Here is a 1,902-nt window from a genome sequence, read left to right on the forward strand (position 1 = left end):
CGATTCTTTCGCCCCTATCGGATCTTCCGATAGGGGCTTTTTCTATTTCTCACACAAACAAATGTTAAATAATTCCGAATCTTATGATAAAATTTTATAAGCGCTTACAATTATAAAGGGAGGTGGTACAAGCTATACGAAACAGGTATTCATTTTTATAGAGAAAAAGGAGGATGTCTAAATGACAAAGAAAACAGAAATTCCATCACATTTAAAACCATTCGTATCTACACAGCATTATGATCAATACACGCCGGTGAATCACGCTGTTTGGCGTTACATTATGAGACAAAACCATAGCTTTTTAAAAGATGTTGCTCATCCATCCTATGTTAACGGACTACAATCATCTGGTATTAATATAGATGCAATTCCAAAAGTAGAAGAAATGAATGACTGCTTAGCACCAAGCGGCTGGGGAGCTGTAACGATTGACGGACTTATTCCCGGCGTAGCATTCTTCGATTTTCAGGGGCACGGATTACTACCAATCGCAACAGATATTCGTAAAGTAGAAAATATCGAGTATACACCGGCTCCTGATATCGTTCATGAAGCAGCAGGACACGCACCGATTTTACTCGATTCTACATATGCAAAATATGTGAAGCGCTTTGGACAAATTGGAGCGAAAGCTTTCTCAACAAAAGAAGAACATGAGGCTTTTGAAGCTGTTCGTACATTAACGATTGTAAAAGAAAGCCCGACTTCTACACCTGAAGAAGTTGCAGTTGCTGAAAATACTGTAATCGAAAAACAAAACTTAGTTTCTGGTTTATCAGAAGCAGAACAAATTTCACGTCTTTTCTGGTGGACAGTGGAATACGGATTGATTGGAAATATAGACGATCCAAAAATTTACGGTGCTGGTCTCCTTTCTTCTGTTGGTGAAAGCAAGCATTGCTTAACAGATGCTGTAGAAAAAGTTCCATTCTCAATTGAAGCTTGCACAGGAACAACTTATGACGTGACAAAAATGCAGCCACAGCTATTTGTTTGTGAATCATTTGAAGAGTTGACTGCGGAACTTGAGAAGTTCTCTGAAACGATGGCATTCAAAACAGGTGGCACAGAAGGATTAGAAAAAGCAATTCGCTCCGAAAATCATGCTACAACTGAGCTAAGTAGCGGATTACAAATTACCGGTACATTTACAGAGACAATTAAAAATGATACTGGTGAAGTCATTTATATGAGAACAAATACACCAACTGCATTAGCAATTAATCATAAACAATTGGTGAATCACTCTACATCTGTACACAAAGATGGATTTGGTACACCGGTCGGATTACTAGATGGTAATATCGCATTAGAAGATTGCACAGAAGAAAAGCTACAGTCATTAGGCATTATAATTGACAATCTCGTCGAGCTTTCCTTCACAAGTGGAGTCCATGTAAAAGGAACAGTAACAGACATTGTAAAGAACGATAAAAAAATCGTCCTTATCTCATTTGCAGGTTGCACAGTTACTCATAAAGATTGTTTATTATTCGATCCTTCATGGGGAACTTTTGATATGGCTGTTGGTTCAACAATTACTTCTGTATTCCCAGGAGCGGCAGATGCGGCTGCATTTTTCCCGATGGATGAAGAAGTACATGAAACTCCTGCTCCRCTTGTATTAACTGAGGTTGAACGTATGTATCAAACAGTTCGCGACATTCGTAATCAAGGTACATTACAAGACGCTCATGTCGATCAACTAATAGCCATTCAAGAAGTGTTAAATACATTCTATCCGAAAGAATGGTTGCTTCGTCTTGAAATTTTAGAATTACTTTTACAACATAATAAAGGACACGAAGCATCAGCAGCATTATTACAACAACTTTCTACTTTCACAACTGAAGAATCTGTAACACGTCTTATTAACAATGGTCTTGCGTTACTGCAGGT

At 38.1% G+C, this 1,902-nt stretch carries 1 protein-coding gene; it reads left to right on the forward strand.

Annotated elements, in window-relative coordinates; translation table 11 throughout:
- Positions 1 to 181 precede the first annotated feature (181 nt).
- A partial coding sequence (locus AC1DJR_RS28265; protein ID WP_477004073.1) for an aromatic amino acid hydroxylase occupies positions 182 to 1,902 on the forward strand: 1,721 nt, incomplete at its 3' end.

The organism is Bacillus sp. 05T31 (genome assembly GCF_056396725.1).